Consider the following 20,142-nt stretch of genomic DNA (forward strand, 5'->3'; position numbering starts at 1 on the left):
CTGCAATAAATTTTTTTTCATGTTTTCGGTCTTTAAGTAAAATCCTAAAAAAACCTGACGTTTCTTTACCAAATTGGTCCTGAATCTGGCCAGAATTTGCGCAGTTAACGCAAATTTAAACGCCACTCTGTCATTTTTTTGCTCGCCATTTCCTTTACACTGACTGACTCATCGCGCTTATGACCAGGAAATGTATACAGGATGTCTGCCTCTTCAGCTCAAAAAAGCCTTACGCCCGTCTTGTTACCGATCGCCGTGCTGCTGATTGCGATGTTATCGCTGCAGGGTGGTGCCTCTCTGGCCAAAACACTGTTCCCGAGCGTCGGCGCGACCGGCATCACTGCCCTGCGTCTCGGCTTCGGCACCCTGATTCTCTGCCTGATCTTCAAACCATGGCGCTTACGCTTCAGCCGCGAACAGCGGATGCCGCTGTTGATGTATGGGCTGGCGCTTGGTGCGATGAATTTTATGTTCTATCTGGCGATTCGTACCGTGCCGCTCGGGGTAGCGGTTGCACTGGAGTTTACCGGTCCGCTGGCGCTGGCGCTATTCGGATCGCGCCGCCTGCTCGATTTTGTCTGGGTGCTGCTGGCGGTGGTGGGATTAGGCTTCCTGCTGCCGTTCGGTGCTGGCATGGCATCGATTGACCCGCTGGGTGCCGCGCTGGCGGTGGGTGCAGGCGCCTGCTGGGCAATCTATATTCTGGCTGGCCAGCGCGCCGGTGCGGAGCACGGTCCTGCCACCGTGGCGATTGGCTCGCTGATCGCATCGATTATTTTTGTTCCGCTCGGCCTGACGTTTGCCGAAAGCGGCATCTGGCACTGGAGCGTGCTGCCGGTGGCACTGCTGGTAGCGTTGCTTTCCAGCGCTATCCCCTATTCGCTTGAGATGATCGCGTTAACGCGCTTACCGGCACGCATCTTCGGCACGCTGATGAGCCTGGAGCCAGCGATGGCGGCTTTTTCCGGCATGCTGTTTCTCGGCGAAACCCTGACGCCGCTGCAGTGCCTGGCGCTACTGGCGATCATCACTGCCTCAGCCGGTTCCACCCTCACCATGAAGCCAAAAAAGAGTCAGTTAAGCGAAGTGGAAATTAACAGCAGCGGGACCAAATAAACGATAAACAGGATTTTGATCAGCCGCTTAAATAACAATCATACTCAACGTGAGAATTATTCTTAACTAAATCAAGCGACTGTCTTTCGTATTTTGAAACAGTCGCTTATCTGTTATTTACATTAACATTTAACAATCTGATTTATAAACAGTTTAACCTTCCATTGTATTTTAACATGGCATTAACCCTTCCCGCCTGGCGCGGCCTGTGCTGAAGATACGCACTATTTCAGCCATCGACACAGCCGTTAATGCAAAGCTGAAAACCGCTGCTATACTTATCCGGTACTTGATTAGGACAACCATCAAAGAGAGGACTGAAACGATGAGTACCGCTAAATTGGTTAAAACTAAATCTTCCGACCTGATTTATACCCGCAACGATGTGGCAGATGATGAGAAAAAAGCCACCATTGAAGTGTTGAACCGTCTGGTTGTCGAGTTTATTGATCTGTCTTTGATCACCAAGCAGGCCCACTGGAATATGCGTGGCGCTAACTTTATTGGTGTTCACGAAATGCTGGACGGCTTCCGTACCACAATTACCGATCATCAGGACACCATTGCTGAGCGTGTTGTACAGCTGGGCGGCGTTGCGCTGGGTACCGCGCAGGTAGTTAATGATAAAACACCCCTGAAAAGCTACCCGCTTAACATCCACAGCGTGCAGGACCACCTGAAAGCGCTGGCCGATCGTTATAGCGTCGTTGCCAACGACACCCGCAAAGCGATTTCAGAAGTTAAAGATGAAGATACTGCTGACATCTTTACTGCCGCTTCACGTGACCTGGATAAATTCCTGTGGTTTATCGAAGCTAACATTGAATAACAGCCATTGATTTATCAATGAGACAAAACTGGCGGGGAGACCCGCCTTTTTTACGTCTGTGTTACCGCAATTTTATGACCCTGTTAACAGTTCTTCCCTCCTCCGCTTCACAGCCTTTACAACTGAGGCACACTACCGGTTGCACCAAAACAGCAATCTGCACCAATTTGGATCACCAAAATAGTGCAGAGGCAGATATTCCTGCAAAATCGTGTCAGCTGGGTTATTTAACCCACTGATTTGGTGTATTTTGCAAAGTTGGCATAATTCTTTCATATGACAAGCCGCAAACACAGGCCCTGCCGCCTGGTAGTAATAAGGAAAAATGATGAAGTCACTGTTAAAAGTTTCTGTGGCCGCGCTGGCGCTGGCCTTCTCCCTCTCTTCCACCGCAGCAGAAAAGAAACTGGTGGTCGCTACTGACACCGCCTTCGTTCCCTTTGAGTTCAAACAGGGCGACAAATATGTCGGCTTCGACGTTGACCTGTGGGATGCGATTGCTAAGCAACTGAAACTCGATTACACCCTCAAGCCAATGGATTTCAGCGGCATTATCCCGGCACTGCAGACCCGCAACGTCGATCTGGCGCTGGCAGGGATCACCATTACCGAAGAGCGTAAAAAGGCTATCGAGTTTTCTGATGGCTATTACAAAAGCGGTCTGCTGGTGATGGTGCGTAACAATGAGAACGACATCAAAGGCATCAGCGATCTCAGCGGTAAAGTGGTCGCCGTGAAGAGCGGCACCGGCTCGGTTGATTACGCTAAAGCCAACATCAAAACCAAAGATCTGCGTCAGTTCCCGAACATCGACAACGCCTACATGGAACTCGGTACCAATCGCGCTGACGCGGTACTGCATGATACGCCAAACATTCTCTACTTCATCAATACCGCCGGTAAAGGCCGCTTCAAAGCGGTAGGCGAATCAATTGAAGCGCAGCAGTACGGTATCGCCTTCCCGAAAGGCAGCGACGATTTGCGTGAAAAAGTGAACGGCGCGCTGAAAACCATCAAAGAGAACGGCACCTACAATCAGCTGTATAAAAAATGGTTCGGTACCGAACCTAAATAACAATTTTCAGCAGCACTAACTTTTCAGCAGGGAAACTTTTTCCCTGCTTTTTTCCATCGCAACATATCTGGAGTCACACCATGGAGTTTGACTGGAGCGTCATCTGGCCCGCCATGCCGGCGCTGCTTGAAGGCGCAAAGATGACCTTAATCATCTCAATCATCGGCCTGGTTGGCGGGTTAATTATCGGCCTGGTGGCCGGTTTCGCCCGCGCTTACGGCGGCTGGATCACCAACAACATCGCGCTGGTGTTTATTGAAATTATCCGCGGCACCCCGATTGTGGTGCAGGTGATGTTTATCTATTTCGCCCTGCCGATGGCCTTCCCTGACCTGCGTATCGATCCGTTCAGCGCGGCGGTGGTGACCATTATGATTAACTCCGGCGCCTACATTGCGGAAATTACCCGTGGTGCGGTGCTGTCGATCAACAAAGGCTTCCGCGAAGCGGGGCTGGCGCTCGGTCTGTCGAGCCGCGAAACGCTACGCTATGTGATTATGCCGCTGGCGCTGCGCCGCATGTTGCCACCGCTGGGTAACCAGTGGATTGTCAGCATCAAAGATACTTCGCTGTTTATTGTTATCGGTGTCGCTGAACTGACGCGTCAGGGTCAGGAGATTATCGCCGGTAACTTCCGCGCTCTGGAGATCTGGAGCGCCGTCGCGATCATCTATCTGGTGATTACGCTGGTGTTGAGCTTTGTGCTGCGCCGTGTTGAGAAAAGGGTGAAAATCCTGTGATTGAATTTAAAGATGTTTCGAAGCATTTTGGCCAGACCCAGGTGCTGCATAATATTGACCTGAAGATTAACCGGGGCGAAGTGGTGGTGATTATCGGGCCGTCCGGCTCGGGCAAATCGACTCTGCTGCGCTGCATTAACAAGCTGGAAGAGATCACCAGCGGCGAGCTGATCGTCGACGGTCTGCGGGTCAACGATCCGAAAGTAGATGATCGCCTGATCCGTCAGGAAGCGGGCATGGTCTTCCAGCAGTTTCACCTGTTTCCACAGATGAGCGCGCTGGATAATGTGGCTTTTGGTCCGATCCGGGTGCGTGGCGCCAGCAAAGAGGCGGCCCGCCAGCTGGCGAAAGAGCTGCTGGGCAAAGTGGGGCTGGCTGAGCGCGCGCACCACTTCCCGTCTGAGCTTTCCGGCGGTCAGCAGCAGCGGGTAGCGATTGCCCGGGCGCTGGCGGTGAAACCCAAAATGATGCTGTTCGATGAGCCTACCTCGGCGCTGGACCCGGAGCTGCGTCATGAAGTGCTGAAAGTGATGCAGGATCTGGCAGAAGAAGGCATGACGATGGTGATCGTGACCCACGAAGTGGGCTTCGCGCAGAAGGTAGCATCGCGTCTGATCTTCATCGACAAGGGTCGTATCGCGGAAGATGGCGATCCCGACAGCCTGATCAGCAATCCGCCCAGCGATCGTCTGCGCGAATTCCTGCAGCACGTCTCCTGATGACGGGCGGGCCGCCCTGCCGGCCCGCTTTTCCTGCCTGTCCCGCGCCGTCGCCGCGGCAGATTAATCCTCATTAACCACGTTAATATCAATCGCCTGACTATACTTTCCCTCTTGTGAAGCACGCGCGTAGCTAAGGAGAGAGCCATGTCGTCAGCCTGCCCACCCCGCCCCGTTGTGTGGCGCTGGATCCTGCTGTTCCTGATGTTATTTAGCCTGGCACCACAGGTTCCGGCGGTCACTTTACCGCAGGCGGCAGTTGCCGCGCAGCAAACCAGCAAAGGGTCAGGCGATCAATCCAGCCAGCCCGATCCCGACCAGCAAAAAGCGGCATACGCCGCACTGGCCAATATCCTTGAGAATGAACAGTCACGGCAGGCGCTGATTGAGCAGTTGCGTCACGTCTCGACCTCGCCGTCTGCCAGCGCTGCGCCGGAGTTGCTGCCGCCCGCTGCGGAGCAGGAAGATAAAACGGTGTTGCAGGGGCTGACCGAGGTTACCCGCGAGTACGGCGGCGTGGTCGCCTCGCAGTTCGTGCGGCTGCATGACAATATTGTCAAAGCGCCTCATAAGACCTTTAATCCCACCACCTTTATCAACGCGCTAAACCATTTTGCGGGCCTGGCGCTGGCGATGTTCGCCTTCTACTGGCTGCTGCGCCGCCTGGTCTATCCGATCTATCGCCGGCTGGGCGTCTGGGGACGGCATAAAAACCGCGATCACCGTAACTGGCTGCAGCTGCCCGCCGCCATCGGCGGTGCATTTATTATCGACCTGCTGCTGCTGGCGCTGGCGCTGTTTGTCGGTCAGATCATCAGCGACAACTTTCACAGCGACAACCGCACCATCGCCTATCAGCAAGGGCTGTTCCTCAACGCCTTCGCCCTGATTGAGTTTTTTAAAGCACTGCTGCGCCTGATTTTCTGTCCGCACTTCCCGGCACTGCGCTTTTTCCATCTTACCGACAGCCGCGCTGCGTACTGGAATACCCGGCTGAGCTGGCTGAGCGGGGTGATGGGCTACGGCCTGCTGGTGGTGGTACCGATTGTCAGTAATCAGGTCAACGTGCAGATTGCCGCACTGGTCAACATCATCATCATGGCGATCATGACCAGCTGGGCGCTGTATCTGATCTTCACCAACAAGCGCAGCATCCATAACGCGCTGATAGGGCTGGCCGACCGCAGCATGGCGTTCTTCGCGCTGTTTATCCGCGCCTTCGCCGTGATCTGGCACTGGCTGGCCAGCGCCTATTTTATTGCGCTGTTCCTGTTCTCGATTTTTAATCCCGGCGACAGCCTGAAATTTATGATGTCCGCCACGGTACGAAGCCTGGCGATCATCGGTATCGCCGCCTTTGTCTCCGGAATACTGACCCGCTGGATTAGCAAAACCATCATCCTGTCGCCCGATTTAAGGCGTAACTACCCGGAACTGCAAAAGCGCGTCAACGACTGGGTCAAAGCATTGCTCAAGCTGGCGCGCGTGCTGACGGTGTTCGCCACCCTGCTGCTGCTGCTTAACGCCTGGAACCTGTTTGATTTGTGGCACTGGCTGACGGTCGGGGCCGGGGAAAAAATGGTGGATGTGCTGATCCGCATCGTAATGATTGTGCTGCTGTCGGCCGTTGGCTGGACCGTGCTGGCCAGCCTGATTGAAAGTCGGCTGGCTTCGGATTCACATGGCCGTCCGATGCCCAGTGCCCGTACCCGCACCCTGCTGACCCTGTTCCGCAACGCGCTGGCGGTGGTGATCAGCACCATCACCATTATGATCCTGCTTTCTGAGATTGGGGTGAACATTGCGCCGCTGCTGGCTGGCGCCGGTGCGCTGGGGCTGGCAGTCTCTTTCGGTTCACAGACGCTGGTGAAAGATATTATTACCGGTATCTTTATCCAGTTCGAAAACGGCATGAATACCGGCGATCTGGTGACCATCGGCGCGATTACCGGCACGGTAGAGCGGATGTCGATTCGCTCGGTCGGCGTGCGCCAGGATACCGGTGCTTATCACATCATTCCGTGGTCATCGATTACCACTTTTGCCAACTTTGTGCGCGGCATCGGTTCGTTTGTCGCTAACTATGATGTGGATCGCAATGAGGATAGCGAACGCGCTAATCAGGCGTTGCAGGCAGCAGTGAAAGAATTACTGGAGAATCCGGACATTCGCGGCATGGTGATTGGTGAGCCGGGCTTTGCCGGTCTGGTGGGACTGACCAACCAGGCGTTTACGGTACGCGTCTCGTTTACCACTCAGCCGCTCAAACAGTGGACGGTGCGTTTTGCGCTGGATGATAAAGTGAAGAAGCACTTTGACGCCGCCGGAATTAAAGCGCCGCATCACACGGTGCAGGTGATGCAAACCGCCGGTGATGTTGCCGGGGCCGCCGCGTTACCGGCGTTGCCGTCACCGCCATAAGTTCAGCGCGGGCCATCCGGCCCGCCCTGCGGGTTAACGACTTAACACTTTGCTGCGCTGCGCGGCAGGCATAAAACTCCACGCCAGGAAACGGCTCTGTTTCTGGCCCTGCGCCATATTCACCACCCGGACCTCAGCAACATCAAGCGCCCGCAACTGCTTTTCCAGCGTGGCCAGATTCTCTTTACGCGACACCAGCGAGGTGAACCACACCACCTGACGGCCCAGCGCCACGCTTTCGCCGATCATCTTACCGACAAACGCCTTTTCGCCGCCAACGCACCAGAGTTCGTTATGCTGACCGCCGAAGTTAAGCGGCGCAGCTTTATCGAGTCCGAGATTGCGCACTTTACGCTGCGATCCGGCCGCCGCTTCCTCTGCCGAGGCGTGGAACGGCGGATTACACATCACCGCGTGGAAAAATTCGTTTTTGCTGACCACGCCGGCCAGCACCGCATCGCTGTTTTTCTGACGACGCAGGCGGATCTGGCGCGCCAGGCCAGGATTAGCCGCGACAATCCGGTTAGCCGCTTTGATCGCCGCCTCATCAATTTCGGTGCCGGTGAAGCGCCAGCCATATTCTGCTGCGCCGATCAGGGGATAGATGCAGTTTGCGCCACAGCCAATATCCAGCACGTCGACGGTCGGAATCGCCCCGTGGTTATCCAGCGCCAGCAGATCGGCCAGGTAGTGCAGGTAATCCGCCCGTCCCGGCACGGGCGGACAGAGCGATCCCGGCGCCAGCTGCCAGTCGATGCCGTAAAACAGCTTAATCAGCGCCTGATTGAGCAACATCACCGCATCCGGGTCCGCAAAGTCGATTGAATCGACGCCATAACCGTTAGGCCGCACTTTGGCCGCCAGCGGCGGATGCGCAGCGGTTAACGCGGCAAAATCGTATTCGCCCTGATGGCGATTGCGGGCGTGGAAAGGCGACGAGCTGGCTGACTTTTTCATACGTTCTCTCAATTATTCAGGCGCGCGTACAATACGCTGTGAGCGACGGAAAATAAACCCGCACAATCCGCTTACCCGATTCGGCTGCCGCCAGACGATGCTGTCGGGCTAAGATGGATAAAATCCCCACCGGAGAGGTTATGACGCATAAACGCTATTCCTATCAACCGCGTGCCGGCCACGGTCTGCCGCACGATCCCCTGAACGCCATCATCGGCCCGCGTCCGATTGGCTGGATCAGTTCGATCAGCGCCAGCGGCCAGCGCAATCTGGCGCCCTACAGTTTTTTTAACTGCTTCAACTACCATCCGCCGATCATCGGTTTCGCCAGCAGCGGCTGGAAGGATAGCGTGCAGAACATTGCGGATACCAAAGAGTTTGTCTGGAACCTGGCGACCCGGCCACTGGCTGAAGCGATGAATGAAAGCTCAGCGTCGCTGTCAGCCGATCAGGATGAGTTTGCCTATGCCGGACTGACGCCGTTACCGGCATCGCAGGTCAAAGCCAGCCTGGTCGGCGAAAGCCCGGTTAACTTCGAATGCCGGCTGACCCAGCTGATCCAGTTACAGGATGCGCAGGGAAAGCCGATTGAGAGCTGGCTGGTGCTCGGCGAAGCGGTGGCGATCCACATCAGTGAAAACCTGCTGGAAGCGGGCATTTATCAGACCGCCAAAGCCGAGCCGATTCTGCGCGCCGGTGGGCCCAGCGCCTACTACGGCATCAGTGAAGCGCAGCGCTTTGATTTAGTCCGTCCGGACGCGCGCCGCGGCTGATGATCACAGCGCATCGACCGGATGCGCTTTGATTTCGCTCACCGCCCGGGCGATGTCCGGTGCCAGCCAGCGGTCCTGCTGCCAGCTTGCCACGCTCTGCCGCAGTCGTCGCCAGGCATGTAAGGTGCCACTGGCCAATCGCGCCTCGCCGTGAAATTCCAGCGCCTGCGCGGCCAGCAGATATTCGATAGCGATAATGTGATCAACATTACTCACCAGCTTCAGCAGTTTCAATGCCGAGCCGGTGCCAAGGCTCAGATGATCTTCCTGCAATCCGGAGGTGACGTAGTTGTCCAGCACCGCCGGTTGTGCCAGCTGCCGGTTTTCAGCACAGAGTGATGCGGCGACATACTGCGCAATCATCATGCCCGAATTAACGCCCGGCTGTGCCACCAGAAACGGCGGCAGGCCACTCACCAGCGGATTCACCAGCCGATCGAGCCGCCGCTCAGCAATACTGCCCAGCTCCGCCAGCGCAATCGCCAGTACGTCACAGGCCATTGCCACCGATTCACCGTGCGGATTGGCCTGCGAAATGACCCGCCACGCCTGCGGTGTGCCGAGCACCAGCGGATTGTCGGTGCAGGCATTCAGTTCAGTCTCCACCTGACGCTGCGCGTGATCGAACTGATCGCGACAGGCACCGTGGACCTGCGGCATCGCGCGCAGACTGAGCGCGTCCTGGGTACGAATGCCCTGACTCTCGTTTAAAACCGCACTGTCCATTAACAACCGGCGTAAACGTTCGCCGCTGCGCTGAATACCGGGACTGGCTTTCAGCGCCAGCACCTCAGGATCAAACGCCGCCAGCTGACCGCGTAACGCCTCGAAACTCATCGCCCCGGTGATATCCGCCCAGTCCAGCAGACGTTCTGCATCGTCGAGCGCCAGACAGGCCAGACCGGTCATGCACGGCGTGCCGTTGACCAGGCTCAGCCCCTCTTTTGCACCTGGCCGGAAAGGGGCCAGTCCATTGCGTTCCAGCGCCTGCTGCGCCGGCATCAGATGCCCTTCCCACTCCACCTCACCCACACCCATCAGCGCCAGGCTGATGTGTGCCATGTGAGTCAGATAGCCCACCGACCCCTGCGACGGCACCTGAGGCGTAATCTGCAAATTGAGCAGCGCCAGCAGCCGCTCCACCAGCACCACCGACACGCCCGATTTGCCATGGCTGTAGTTGGCGATCGCGGCGCACAGAATGGCGCGGACTTCCGGTTTGCCAAGCGATGGCCCGACACCACAGGCGTGACTGAGTAAAGTGTTGCGCGACAGCTGGCTCAGTTCATCGTCCGACAACGTGATGTTGCACAGCGCCCCCAGGCCGGTATTAATGCCGTAGGCCACCTGACCTGCCGCCACGATATTGCCGACGATTTCCCGGCCCTGCGCAATGCGCTGCCAGGCACTGTCGCTCAGCGCTAGCGTGGTGCCCTGCCGCGCCACCTTAACCACATCCCGCCACTGTAACGGCGTATCGCCCCAGACAAGGGTCTGACTCATAGCACCGGCTCCACCTGATGATGACTGGAAATAAACTGTTGAAACCGCGCCGAGCCTTGTTCGCCGAACATTTCCTGCGGCGTGCCCTGACAATCGATGGTGCCCTGATGCATAAACACCACCCGGTTAGAGACGTTGCGTGCAAATCCCATCTCATGGGTTACCACCAGCATGGTGCGTCCCTCCTCCGCCAGGCTGCGCATGACTTTCAGGACTTCCCCGACCAGCTCCGGATCGAGCGCCGAGGTCGGTTCATCAAATAGCATCACTTCCGGATCCATGGCCAGCGCGCGGGCAATGGCGACTCGCTGCTGCTGCCCGCCGGAGAGCTGCGCCGGATAAAAATCCTTGCGGTTCAGCAAGCCGACGCGGTCCAGCAGCTTTTCGGCTTCAGCGATGCAGGCTTTTTTGTCACGCTTCAGCACGTAATGCGGCCCTTCAATCACATTTTGCAGCACCGTCAGGTGCGACCAGAGATTAAAGCTCTGAAACACCATGCCGAGCCGTGAGCGCAGCCGCTCAATCTGGCGCGGATTCGCCGCCAGCTGATGACCGCGGGCATGACGTTTCATCTCAATGGTTTCGCCGCCGACGCTGACCACACCGGCATCGGGCGTCTCTAACAGGTTAATGCAGCGCAGCAGGGTACTTTTTCCCGAGCCGCTGGCACCCAGAATCGAGATCACGTCCCCCTGATGCGCCTGCAGCGAGATGCCTTTCAGCACCTCCATTGCGCCAAAGGATTTATGGATATCGCTGGCCGACAGCGTGATGGGTGGCAGGGTTGACATTTTATTCTCCTCCGGGGATCGGCTTAGCGACCGGTAACGGCTTTTTTGCCGGTTTATGCACCGGCGTCAGACGCCGTTCCAGCAGGGCATACAGTTGAACAATAATGAAATTGAGGATCAGGTAGATCGCAGCGGCACAGAGAAACACCTCCATGGTGCGGTAGGTACGCTGAATGATCTGCTGCGCCACGCCGGTGACGTCCCACACCGTGACCAGGCTGGCCAGCGCGGTCGATTTGACCAGCAGAATCGCCTCGGTCGAGTAGGCTGGCAGTGCGTAACGCAGCATCACCGGCGCGATAATCCTTCGCAGCAGCAGGCCGCGCGACATGCCACAGGCCATGCCCGCTTCCACCTGACCTGGCGGCACCGCCAGCAATGCGCCACGCAGAATCTCGGCGGTGTAAGCGGCGGTACAGAGCGACAGCGCCAGTACCGCGCAGCTAAAAGGTTCCCGCAGAAATGGCCAGACGAAACTGTGGCGGATCACGCCAAACTGCCCGAGTCCGTAATAGATCAGAAACAGCTGAATCATCAGCGGCGAGCCGCGAAACACCAGGATGTAGCCGCGAGCAAACGCGCTCAGCAGTCGCCAGCGGCTCATCCGTAACGCCAGAATACCGACCGCCAGCACCCCGCCACACAGGAAGGCGCTGATAAACAGCCCCAGCGTCACCGGCAAGGCGGCGCTCAGCCGAAGAAAGGTGTCACTGAGAAAGGCAAAATCGATCATGATCAGGCTCCTTAATGCTGGGCAGCGGTGCGGCTTTGCCAGGCACGGCCAAGGCGGGATTCGGCCCGCAGGAAGGCGCGGTTCGACAGCAGCGTCAGCGCCAGATAACAGGCGCCGCCGACCAGGTAAAAGGTGAAGTAATCGCGGGTGGAACCGGCGGCGATCTGACTGGCGCGCATCAGCTCCACAATGCCGGTCACCGATACCAGCGCCGAATCTTTCAGGCTCATCTGCCAGACGTTTGACAGCCCCGGCAGCGCATAGCGCGCTACCTGTGGCAGCAGGATGCGCTGACGAATACGCCAGCGCGGCATGCCGATGGCAACCGCAGCTTCAATCTCTCCTTTCGCCAGCGCCAGACGGGCGGCACGGTAGACTTCTGCCTGATAAGATCCGGAGATCAGCCCGATAGCCAGCGCGCCGATCAGAAACGGTGGCGCTTCGATAAACCCGTCAGCGCCGAACAGCTGCCCGACCTGGGTGATCAATCCCGAACCGCCGAAATAGAACAGATAGATCACCAGCAGTTCCGGGATGCCGCGAAAGATCACCGAATAGCCTTCTCCCATCCAGCGCACGGCCCGGTGCGGCGACAGCTTCGCCGCCGCCACGCCGGAACCGACCACCGCGCCGACCAGCAGTGCGGCAAAGGAGAGCAGCACCGTGGTCAGCGTAGCGCTCAGGATTAAGCGCCCCCAGCCGTCGGCACCAAAACTCAGCAGGCTTATCATGATTTACCTCACTCAGGGTGTAACGTCAGTTTTGAACCACTTCTCGCTCAGTTTTTTTACCGTGCCGTCGGCCAGTGCCGCCTTGATCGCCTGGTCGAGTCTGGCTTTCAGATCGTTATCTGCCATCCGCACGCCCATCGCTTCCCCCTCGCCCCAGATCGGACCGCCCAGTTGCGGGCCGCTAAAGCTGAGGTTGCTATTGTCGGGACGCGCCAGCATTGACTGTGCAAACGTCACGTCGTCAAACACGGCATCGATACGGCCCGCCTGTAAATCGAGAATCGCATCGGCGGAGCTGGTGTACTCGCGGACATCCGCGACATCTTTGAAATATTTATCGATGAACGGCGTGTATACCGTGCCGGAGGCGATACCGATGCTTTTCCCCTTCAGCGCTGCTTTCAACGAGGCAATGGCGGTTTCAATCTGTTGCGGGTCATCATGCAGCTTGACGATCTGCGTATCAGCAGGCAGCAAACTGCCCTTAACGCTGATAAAGGTGGCGGGCGTTGAGGCGTAAGGCACGGTGAAGTTCACCACCTTCTTGCGATCGGGGGTAATGACAATCGCGTCCATGATCACATCATATTTTCCGGCGTTGAGGCCGGCGATCATCCCGTCCCAGTTCTGCACCACCAGCTTGCACTGGATCGCCATACGCTGGCACAGGTCAGCCATTAGTTCCGGTTCAAACCCGCCCAGCTTGCCGCCTGGCAGCGTGAGGTTCCAGGGTTCGTAACTGCCTTCGGTAGCAATAGTGATCGATTTCCACTCTTTCGCCTGGGCAGTAACGCCACAGAGCAACAGGCTGGAAGCAAGGGTCGCGAGTGTTAAATGACGAAGGATCGGACGGTGTATCATACGGTTCTCCTGAAAAGTAGCGGCCTGGTGATCGCCCTGGCAAGATTTAACAAAAATTTCACAGGATGATATGTCATGTATATACAAGTTAACGTGGCGCAGTTCATTGCCGTCTTTATCGTTTTGTGAGCCAGACAGGAATTATTCCGCGCGATTGTCAGCCGTTGCACTTGTACATACAACTTAGCAAAGCTTATGCCAGCTCTGGTTTTACGGTGGGAAAGGGTGCAACGGCGGACGACACGTCAGTCTGTGTCCGCCGTTGCACCGGATCAGCGCACCACTGCACCCGCTCAGTGCAGTCGGCTATCAGGCGCTGGCCTGAGCCAGCATGCGCTGAATCAGCGCTTTGAGAAGTTTTTGCAGCTGAGTTGCACGTGCCTGCTGCCAGGCGTAAGGCGGCGTTTCATCCATGTAGTTGAGCTGCGCCAGTTCCAGCTGTACCGCCTCAATCTGCTGCTGCGGCTGGCCGTAGGCGCGGGTGATATAGCCGCCCTTGAAGCGGCCATTGATCACCCAGCTGTAGTCACTTTGTGCGGCGCACACCGACTGAATCGCCCCGATCAGCGCGGGACTGCAGCTGACACCGTCGTTGGTCCCGATATTAAGATCGGGCAGTCGTCCCTCAAACAGGCGTGGGATAGAGCTGGCAATCGAGTGCGCATCAAACAGCAGCGCGTAACCGTGCTGCGCTTTTAGGCGCGCCAGTTCCTGCTGGATCTGCTGATGATAGGGATGCCAGATCTGGTCGATATAGCCCTGACGCTGGCCCGCATCCGGCGTTTTGCCTGGCGCAAAGGTGGGCGTCCCGTCAAACAGCGTCTCCGGGAACAGGCCGGTGGTGGCAGTGGTGTAGAGCGGCTGGTTATCCGGCGGCCGGTTGAGATCGATCACGTAACGGGAATAGTGACCAATCAGCACGCTGGCCCCGAGATCCCGCACGAAATCGTACAGCAGCGGAATGTGCCAGTCGGTGTCGGGCAGGCCGCGTGCAGCCTCGCTCAGCCCGGCTTCAACCTCCGGCGTCAGCTGGGTACCGGCATGCGGAATGCTGACCAGCAGCGGCAGCTTGCCCTGAGTAAAATGAAAAGCCTTCATTGACGTTCTCCACGATAGATAACGGTACAGGGCAGCTCGCCACCCAGCCAGTAAACCAGTTCCGCCGGACGTGCCAGCGGCCAGTGGACGAAGTTCGCCACTTTTCCCACTTCAAGCGAGCCGTGACTGCTGGCTAATCCCAGCGCCTGGGCACCGTATAACGTGACCCCGGCCAGCGCCTCTTCCGGCGTCATGCCAAACAGCGTACAGCCCATGTTCAGCATCAGGCGCAACGACAGTGCCGGCGAAGTGCCCGGATTCGCGTCACTGGCCAGCGCCATCGGTACGCCGTAGCGACGAAACAGCGCCACCGGTGGACGCTGGGTTTCACGCAGCAGATAGAATGCGCCGGGCAGCAATACCGCGACCGTGCCATGCTGCGCCATCGCCTGCGCATCTGCTTCGGTAGCATATTCCAGATGATCGGCCGACAGGGCACCAAAGCTCGCCGCCAGTGTGGCTCCGCCCAGCGAAGAGAGCTGCTCGGCGTGCAGTTTCACCGGCAGGCCCAGCGCTTTTGCCCGTTCAAACACCCGCGTCACCTGCTGCGGTGAAAACGCCAGATGCTCGCAAAACGCATCAACCGCATCTGCCAGCCCCTGCGTTTTGACCTGCGGCAACAGGCGATCGCAGATGATATCGATCCAGCCCCCGGGATCGTGCCTGAACTCCGGCGGAAACGCATGGGCAGCCAGACAGGTCGCCAGCACATCGGCGGCGACGCTGTCACCGAGCCGGCGAATCGCGCGCAGCATGCGCAATTCACTCTCTTCATCAAGCCCGTAGCCGGACTTGATCTCCACGGTGGTGACCCCTTCCGCCAGCAGACGATCGAGCCGCCAGCGCGCCGACGCCACCAGCTGATCTTCGTTGGCGCTTCGGGTGGCGCGCACGGTAGAGAGAATGCCGCCGCCCTGAGCCGCAATTTCCGCATAGCTGACGCCATTCAGGCGCTGTTCGAACTCCTGGCTGCGATCGCCGCCAAACACCAGATGAGTATGACAATCCACCAGGCCCGGCGTAATAATGCCGCCGGCCAGGCGGTGATGCTGTTCAGCCTGGAACGCGGGCATCTCTGCCTGCGGCCCGACCCATACCAGCTTGCCCGCCCTGACGACCAGCGCGCCCTGCGGGATCAGATGGTACTTACCGCCGCGCATGGTCACCAGATCGGCACCGGTCCAGACACTCTCTACCTGCATATCCTCTGCCATCGCTGCCTCTTGCCTCCGCCGTTTACACTGTGCGTTAAAGTATGTATATGTATATACAACCACATCCGTTGAGGATCAACCATGGCGACTTTTTTTGCCCCGCGCGCAATGCTGGCTGAAGGCTGGCGACAACAGGTTCGTATCTCGGTCAATCCGGCCGGTTTTATCGAGGCTATTACGCCCGACAGCGATGCCGGAGAAGCGATCCGGCTGGATGGCGAGGTGATCCCGGCGATCGCCAATCTGCATTCGCACGCTTTTCAGCGCGCCATGGCAGGCCTGGCCGAAGTCGCAGGCGATCCGCAGGACAGTTTCTGGACCTGGCGCGATCTGATGTACCGGATGGTGCAGCGCCTGACGCCGGAACAGGTTGGCGATATTGCCGCCCTGCTCTACATCGAGATGCTGAAAGGCGGCTACAGCCAGGTGGCGGAATTTCACTATCTGCATCACGATCCTGACGGCACGCCCTACCCCGATGACGCGATGCTGCAACAGCTGATCCGCGCGGCCGAAGTGGCGGGTATTGGGCAGACTCTGCTGCCGGTGCTCTACAGCTACAGCGGGTTTGGTGCACAGCCGCCGACAACCGGACAGAAACGCTTTATTCAGCAAACCGATCGCTATCTGCAGCAGCAGTCCCGCCTGCATCAGTTGCAACGCAACCGGCCGCTACTGAATGCGGGACTCTGTTTTCATTCGCTGCGCGCGGTGAGTGAAAGCCAGATGCAGCAGGTGCTGGCGGCCAGTGACCCGACTCTGCCGGTGCATATTCACGTCGCGGAACAGCAAAAAGAGGTCAATGACTCGCTGGCGTGGAGCGGAGAGCGGCCGGTGTCGTGGCTGCTGAATCGCTTTGCGGTCGATAGCCGCTGGTGCCTGATTCACGCCACCCATCTCGATCAGAATGAGCTGTCGCGCCTCGCCGCCAGTGGTGCGGTGGCCGGGTTATGTCCGACCACCGAGGCCAATCTGGGCGACGGCATTTTTCCGGCGGTGGAGTATATCGCGCAGGGCGGATGCTGGGGCATTGGCTCCGACAGCCACGTTTCGCTGAGTATTAACGAAGAATTACGCTGGCTGGAGTATGCCCAGCGGCTGCGCGACCAGCGCCGCAATCGCATCACCCTGCCGGACCAGCCTTCGGTCGGCGATCTGCTGTGGCAGCAGGCCGCGGCAGGCGGCGCTCAGGCGTGCGGCATTCAGCAGGGTTCGCTGGCAGTGGGACAGCGGGCCGACTGGCTGGTGCTGCGCGACGAGGCGTGGCTCGGCAGTGTCGATCAGCGTTCGGTGCTGAATCGCTGGCTGTTCGCCGGTCAGCGCGATCAGATCCGTGACGTCTACGTCGCCGGCAATGCGGTGATCAAAGAGGGCTATCATCCGGCGCAGGCTGCCTGTGCGGCCCGGTTCAGCCAGGCGATGGCGGCCCTGCGATGATTACCCGATTTGCTTATGCTGACTTAGCGGTCAGTCGCTGGCGTAACGGCGGCGGAGAGACCCGCGAGCTGATCGGTTATCCGCCCGGCGCGGCATCGTTTGAATGGCGCGCCAGCATCGCGACGCTGGCGCAGGATGGGCCGTTCTCCGCCTTTCCCGGCATTGATCGCATCATCACCCTGCTGCACGGTGACGCGGTCATACTGACCGGCCCCGGCGTGCAGCACCGCTTAACGCCGTTGCAGCCCTGGGCGTTTGCCGGTGAACTGGCGTTAGATGCCCGGCTGGAGGGAGGGATCAGTGAGGATTTTAATATCATGACCCGACGCGGGAAGTGGCAGGCAACGGTTGAGGTGGTGACCGATGCGGTCAGCAGCCCGCATGGCGTCGCCTGGGTGCTGGCGGGCCAATGGCAACTGGCGGACGGCGAGCGGCTGGAAGTGCAGCACGGGATCGGCTGGGCAGACCAGCTTACCGGGCTGCGCCCAATCGGAGCGGATGCCCGGCTGCTGCTGACCCGGCTTAGCCGTGTCCCTTAAACCGGCCCAGCAGTTTATAGCGTGAGCCGGGATAGAGCAGGCGCGCATAGGTAACGATTTTGTTGTCGCTCCAGGTCTGACGGCGGATCAGCAGACAAGGCTCATGTTCCTCCAGCGCCAGATGTTTACGCTGGCGCGCGTCGGGCAGCACCGCTTCAACAATGTGCTCGCCCGCGGTCAGCGGCGCGACCCGCATCAGATAGGTATAAGGCGTCTGGCTGTGGTAATCCTGGGTCAGATAATCGGGCGCGACCAGCGGGTTAACCAGCCGATCCTCCAGCTGCACCGGCAGCTCATTTTCATAATGCACAATCAGCGAATGGTAGAGCGTCTGCCCGGTGGAGAGTCCCAGCACCGCCGCCTGCTCAGGATCGGCTTTATTCTGGCCGATGGCGAGAATTTTGCAGCTATGCTGATGCCCGCGCTGGGCGATCTCGTCGGCGATGTTATGCACCTCCAGCATCGCGGTGTAGCCTTTCATCTCGGCGACAAAAGTGCCGACGCCCTGCATCCGCACCAGAAACCCTTCGCTGGTCAGCTCACGCAGCGCCCGGTTAATCGTCATCCGGCTGACGCCCAGCTCATTCACCAGTTCACTTTCTGAGGGCACTCGCTGGTTAGCCTTCCAACGTCCCTCCCGAATCTGGCTGACAATTGCCTGCTTCACACGCTGATAAATCGGCGCGGGTTCATCGCTCATGGCCGCAGCCAGTTGTGCCAGTGCCGTATGCTCGACCATTTGCTGTTCCTTATCCTGATAATGCCTCAAGTTTACTGTCTCGCTGCGTGAATGTATATACATCCGTCACCGCCGGTTGCGCCTCATCAGTGCAGGCGACGCATCGGGCTGGTGCAGGCGCTGCGTCACAGTTTGCCGGTAACCCATGGCTGGCGGGTGATGCATTTTTGTGATCGGTCTGGCACGGCCCTTGCTACTTGTATAGACAAGAATAGACACTTATGCTTCACTCGCATTATCCCGCTGGATCAGGGCAATGAACATCCCTTAGCCACGCCAGCACACTTGTATAGACAGGAGTAGAGTATGTCAGGATCGTCGCAGCGATTACACCTGGTGCCAGGCGAGGTGGATCTCGCCACATTACGCGCTATCTATCAGGGTAACGTCACCCTTAGCCTTGATCACCAGGCGCGCCAGGCCATTGCAGACGCGCAGCAAACCGTCGAGGCGATTGTCGCCTCCGGCAAGGTGGTGTACGGCATTAACACCGGTTTCGGCAAACTGGCGCAGACGCAAATCCCGGCCGGCCGACTGGCCGATCTGCAGCGTAATCTGGTGCTGTCGCACAGCGTCGGCCTCGGCGAACTGCTGCCGGACAACGTGACCCGTCTGGTGGTCGCCACCAAAATTATCAGCCTGGCGCGCGGCCACTCCGGCGTGCGTATCGAACTGGTCGAGGCGCTGCTGGCGCTGTTTAACGCCGGCGTTATGCCCTGCATCCCGGAAAAAGGCTCGGTGGGCGCTTCCGGCGATCTGGCACCGCTGGCCCATATGTCGCTGATGCTGCTGGGTGAAGGTCAGGTGCGGCTCAACGGCGCGCTGATCCCGGCGACGGAAGGCCTGGCATCGGTAGGGCTGTCGCCGTTTGTGCTCGGCCCGAAAGAGGGGCTGGCGCTGCTCAACGGCACTCAGGTCTCGACCGCGCTGGCGCTGCGGGGCCTGTTTGAAGCTGAAAACCTGTTTGCCGCCGGACTGATGGCCGGTGCGCTGTCGCTGGAAGCGATCAAAGGCTCGCTGAAGCCGTACGACGCCCGCATTCATCAGGCGCGCGGTCAGCAGGGGCAGATTGCCGTGGCCGCCGCGGTCAGCGCCCTGATTGAAGGCAGTGAAATCCTCACCTCCCATGCCCACTGCGGCCGGGTGCAGGACCCCTACTCGATTCGCTGCGTACCGCAGGTGATGGGCGCCTGTCTCGATAATCTGTGCCACGCGGCGCGGATATTGCAGATTGAAGCCAACGCCGCCTCCGATAACCCGCTGGTGTTCAGCGACAGCGGCGATGTGATCTCCGGCGGTAACTTCCATGCTGAGCCGGTGGCCTTTGCCGCAGATATCCTGGCGCTGGCGATTGCTGAAGTCGGGGCGATATCTGAACGTCGCCTGGCACTGCTGCTGGATACCGGCTTATCCGGTCTGCCACCGTTCCTGGTGCGTGACGGCGGGGTGAACTCCGGCTTTATGATCGCCCAGGTCACTGCGGCGGCGCTGGCCTCCGAGAACAAATCACTGGCACATCCCGGCAGCGTAGACAGCCTGCCGACCTCCGCCAATCAGGAAGATCACGTGTCGATGGCGACCTACGCTGCCCGCCGCCTCGGCAGCATGTGTTTCAACAGCGCAGCGGTCGTTGGCATCGAAGCGATGGCAGCGGCGCAGGGCATTGAATTTAACCGACCGCTGAAAAGCTCGCCAACACTCGAGCAGGCGATTGACCTCATCCGCCAGCGGGTGGCCTTCCTGGAAGAGGATCGCCTGCTGGCACCCGATATCGACGCGATGCGTCAGTGGGCAAGTCGCGCTGACTGGCCTCAGGCTCTGACCGCGCTGCTGCCCAGCCTGCGCGCCCTCTCTTCTGCTGAATAA

General features: G+C 58.6%; 19 protein-coding genes. 10 read left to right on the top strand and 9 right to left on the bottom strand.

Annotated elements, in window-relative coordinates; all coding sequences use genetic code 11:
• The first annotated feature begins 201 nt into the window (after positions 1-201).
• From rhtA to ybiO, 6 genes are all read left to right on the top strand, one after another.
• Positions 202-1,116, top strand: a complete 915-nt coding sequence (gene rhtA / locus AABB92_RS08390) for a threonine/homoserine exporter RhtA (RefSeq protein ID WP_031377029.1) — start codon at positions 202-204, stop codon at positions 1,114-1,116.
• A 325-nt stretch (positions 1,117-1,441) separates the two neighbouring features.
• Positions 1,442-1,945, top strand: coding sequence for a DNA starvation/stationary phase protection protein Dps (dps, locus tag AABB92_RS08395; protein WP_031377030.1), 504 nt, complete (start codon positions 1,442-1,444; stop codon positions 1,943-1,945).
• Between the two features lie 328 nt (positions 1,946-2,273).
• Positions 2,274-3,020 (top strand): glutamine ABC transporter substrate-binding protein GlnH, encoded by a 747-nt coding sequence (gene glnH, locus AABB92_RS08400; RefSeq protein ID WP_031377031.1) that lies wholly within the window; start codon positions 2,274-2,276, stop codon positions 3,018-3,020.
• A gap of 80 nt (positions 3,021-3,100) precedes the next feature.
• Positions 3,101-3,760 carry a glutamine ABC transporter permease GlnP gene (glnP, locus tag AABB92_RS08405; protein ID WP_031377032.1) on the top strand — a complete coding sequence of 220 codons (660 nt, stop codon included), beginning with the start codon at positions 3,101-3,103 and terminating at the stop codon, positions 3,758-3,760.
• Positions 3,757-4,479, top strand: coding sequence for a glutamine ABC transporter ATP-binding protein GlnQ (glnQ, locus tag AABB92_RS08410; protein ID WP_031377033.1), 723 nt, complete (start codon positions 3,757-3,759; stop codon positions 4,477-4,479). Before glnP ends, glnQ begins: the two co-directional genes overlap by 4 nt.
• 147 nt (positions 4,480-4,626) lie before the next feature.
• Positions 4,627-6,900, top strand: a complete 2,274-nt coding sequence (ybiO, locus tag AABB92_RS08415; RefSeq protein ID WP_031377034.1) for a mechanosensitive channel protein — start codon at positions 4,627-4,629, stop codon at positions 6,898-6,900.
• Between the two features lie 33 nt (positions 6,901-6,933).
• On the opposite strand, the gene rlmF is transcribed toward ybiO, so the two are convergent.
• On the bottom strand, positions 6,934-7,857 hold the full coding sequence (rlmF, locus tag AABB92_RS08420) for a 23S rRNA (adenine(1618)-N(6))-methyltransferase RlmF (RefSeq protein WP_031377035.1): 924 nt from the start codon (positions 7,855-7,857) through the stop codon (positions 6,934-6,936).
• Between the two features lie 140 nt (positions 7,858-7,997).
• On the opposite strand from rlmF, the gene AABB92_RS08425 reads away from it, so the two are divergent.
• Positions 7,998-8,630: a flavin reductase family protein gene (locus AABB92_RS08425; protein WP_031377036.1), complete on the top strand. Its 633-nt coding sequence runs from the start codon at positions 7,998-8,000 to the stop codon at positions 8,628-8,630.
• A gap of 3 nt (positions 8,631-8,633) precedes the next feature.
• Here AABB92_RS08425 and AABB92_RS08430 read toward each other — a convergent pair whose 3' ends face one another.
• From AABB92_RS08430 to hutI, 7 genes are all read right to left on the bottom strand, one after another.
• Positions 8,634-10,133 carry an HAL/PAL/TAL family ammonia-lyase gene (locus AABB92_RS08430; RefSeq protein ID WP_031377037.1) on the bottom strand — a complete coding sequence of 500 codons (1,500 nt, stop codon included), beginning with the start codon at positions 10,131-10,133 and terminating at the stop codon, positions 8,634-8,636.
• Positions 10,130-10,924 (bottom strand): ABC transporter ATP-binding protein, encoded by a 795-nt coding sequence (locus AABB92_RS08435; RefSeq protein ID WP_031377038.1) that lies wholly within the window; start codon positions 10,922-10,924, stop codon positions 10,130-10,132. Before AABB92_RS08435 ends, AABB92_RS08430 begins: the two co-directional genes overlap by 4 nt.
• 1 nt (position 10,925) lies before the next feature.
• Positions 10,926-11,657: an ABC transporter permease gene (locus AABB92_RS08440; protein WP_031377039.1), complete on the bottom strand. Its 732-nt coding sequence runs from the start codon at positions 11,655-11,657 to the stop codon at positions 10,926-10,928.
• An 11-nt stretch (positions 11,658-11,668) separates the two neighbouring features.
• Positions 11,669-12,388 carry an ABC transporter permease gene (locus AABB92_RS08445; protein ID WP_031377040.1) on the bottom strand — a complete coding sequence of 240 codons (720 nt, stop codon included), beginning with the start codon at positions 12,386-12,388 and terminating at the stop codon, positions 11,669-11,671.
• Positions 12,389-12,400: 12 nt separating this feature from the next.
• Entirely contained in the window at positions 12,401-13,249 is an 849-nt protein-coding gene (locus AABB92_RS08450) for a transporter substrate-binding domain-containing protein (protein ID WP_031377041.1), read from the bottom strand.
• A gap of 309 nt (positions 13,250-13,558) precedes the next feature.
• Positions 13,559-14,347: an N-formylglutamate deformylase gene (hutG, locus tag AABB92_RS08455; protein ID WP_031377042.1), complete on the bottom strand. Its 789-nt coding sequence runs from the start codon at positions 14,345-14,347 to the stop codon at positions 13,559-13,561.
• Complete coding sequence (gene hutI, locus AABB92_RS08460; protein ID WP_031377043.1) at positions 14,344-15,561, bottom strand: imidazolonepropionase; 1,218 nt, start codon at positions 15,559-15,561, stop codon at positions 14,344-14,346. Before hutI ends, hutG begins: the two co-directional genes overlap by 4 nt.
• A gap of 81 nt (positions 15,562-15,642) precedes the next feature.
• On the opposite strand from hutI, the gene AABB92_RS08465 reads away from it, so the two are divergent.
• Positions 15,643-16,998, top strand: coding sequence for a formimidoylglutamate deiminase (locus tag AABB92_RS08465; RefSeq protein WP_046288430.1), 1,356 nt, complete (start codon positions 15,643-15,645; stop codon positions 16,996-16,998).
• Positions 16,995-17,537: a HutD/Ves family protein gene (locus AABB92_RS08470; RefSeq protein ID WP_046288431.1), complete on the top strand. Its 543-nt coding sequence runs from the start codon at positions 16,995-16,997 to the stop codon at positions 17,535-17,537. The genes AABB92_RS08465 and AABB92_RS08470 overlap by 4 nt, the downstream gene beginning before the upstream one ends.
• On the opposite strand, the gene hutC is transcribed toward AABB92_RS08470, so the two are convergent.
• Positions 17,521-18,276 carry a histidine utilization transcriptional repressor HutC gene (gene hutC, locus AABB92_RS08475; RefSeq protein ID WP_031378058.1) on the bottom strand — a complete coding sequence of 252 codons (756 nt, stop codon included), beginning with the start codon at positions 18,274-18,276 and terminating at the stop codon, positions 17,521-17,523. The genes AABB92_RS08470 and hutC overlap by 17 nt on opposite strands.
• Positions 18,277-18,582: 306 nt before the next feature.
• On the opposite strand from hutC, the gene hutH reads away from it, so the two are divergent.
• Positions 18,583-20,142, top strand: coding sequence for a histidine ammonia-lyase (gene hutH / locus AABB92_RS08480; RefSeq protein WP_046288432.1), 1,560 nt, complete (start codon positions 18,583-18,585; stop codon positions 20,140-20,142).

Origin of the sequence: Pantoea brenneri (genome assembly GCF_038594305.1) — a bacterium.
GTDB classification, from domain to species: domain Bacteria; phylum Pseudomonadota; class Gammaproteobacteria; order Enterobacterales; family Enterobacteriaceae; genus Pantoea; species Pantoea brenneri.